The sequence below is a fragment of the Paracoccus sp. MKU1 genome, assembly GCF_001447385.1.
GTDB lineage: Bacteria > Pseudomonadota > Alphaproteobacteria > Rhodobacterales > Rhodobacteraceae > Paracoccus.
In genome coordinates, this window is sequence record NZ_LLWQ01000121.1 from 1 (window position 1) to 1481 (window position 1481).

The following is a 1481-nucleotide window of genomic DNA, read 5'->3' on the forward strand; positions in this document are numbered from 1 at the left end:
TCTTCCTCGTCGCCGGCGACGAGTTCGGTGCCGACCGCCAGCAGCGTCGACAGCCCGGCCGCCTTCATCAGCTCTCCCCAGTGGTAATCGACGCTGTCCTCCAGCCCGGCATAGCCCGCGGCATCGGTCCCCGGCATACGCTCCAGCACCAGCGAGCGCCCATCGGGGAAGATCAGCCGGTTCCAGACGAGCAGCACGCGGCGCTGGCCGAATGTGACATCCGCATCGTATTCGCCGATGATGCGTGTGCCTTGCGGGATCAGCAGGATCGAGCCGCTCGGGCTGTCATAGACGGGCTGCGTGACTTGGGCGATGATCTGGCCGGGCAGGTCGGAGCGAATGCCGGTGACCAGCGCCGCCGGGATCACCGATCCGGCCTGCAGCAGATAGGGTGAGGCCGGTGGCTTGATGCGATCCGGCGCCACCGTGACGCGGTCGGCGGCCGCGCCGAGGAAGGCCGCGTGCCGGTCCTGCCCACCCGTAGCTCCCGGCTGTCCCATGCTTCCGAACTCGCCGGACGTCGGTCCGGCACTCCCAGTGCCGGCATCCGGCACGCCCGCCGGCCGTGACCCGCCCTGAAAGAACACGCCGCTGAGCCGCGCAGCTTCTTCCTCGGCGAGCCGCTGCTGCTCCGCCGCATCCATGGCGGGCGCGGCATCGAGCGGCGCAGAAATGCCCGGCGCCGGCACCGGCTCGCCGCGATTGCGGGCGTTGAGAAACGGCCGGCCGAGATCGCCGGGCAGCGCCGGACCGAGGGCGGGGCCAGTATAGTCGCGGGGCAATTCCGCCAGTCCGTCGGCGGTGGCGCGGTTTTCGGTGGAGAACAGCTCCTCGCCGCTGCGTTCGATGTCGGAGCTCTGCAGCGCAAAGATCAGCGCCGCGCCGATGCCGAGTGCCGTGATCCCGCCGAAGCCCGCCAGCACCTTGCGCGACAACCGGGTGACGCGCGGCGGCTCGGCCCGCAAGCGCATCAGCGCGGCGGCGGTGTCCCTGTCGCTCATCAGGACGAGCCTTTCGTCGGTGCGCGGGGCGGTTGGACGGCCGCCCGTGCCTGTTCCATACGGATAATCCGCACCACCTGTTGGCGCTTGCCGGACCCGAGGCGCAGTTCCGCGACGCCGAAGAGCTGGTCCACGATCATGACGTTGCCGTGGACGCGGCTGTTGACGATCTCGGGGGTGTCGTCCGGGCCGATGACGAAGAGCGGCGGCATCTCGCCCTGGGCGATGCCGGGCGGGAAGACGACATGGACCCGGCGGCCGTCGTCGAAGACGGAAATGGGCCGCCAGGGCGGGCTCGCACCCTCGATCTGCAGGCCGTAGCGATGGTTGCGCGCACCAACGGCCGGGATTGCCGGCGCCGCAGGAACCGCCCGACGCTGCGCGGCCGTGGACGAGGAATTCTCCGGATAATGCCATGACACCGCCGGCATCCAGGTTTCTTCGCCGGCGCGCAGTTCCAGCATGTAGCGGCGCCGGTCT

General features: G+C 70.2%; 2 protein-coding genes. Both read right to left on the reverse strand.

All coding sequences use genetic code 11. From position 1 onward, the window contains the following. Positions 1 to 1001: TrbI/VirB10 family protein (locus AQY21_RS07905; protein WP_058097170.1), on the reverse strand; the 1001-nt coding region annotated here is incomplete at its 3' end. Further along, the coding region (locus AQY21_RS07910) for a TrbG/VirB9 family P-type conjugative transfer protein (protein WP_161905972.1) at positions 1001 to 1481 on the reverse strand (481 nt) is incomplete at its 5' end. The genes AQY21_RS07910 and AQY21_RS07905, both read right to left, overlap by 1 nt.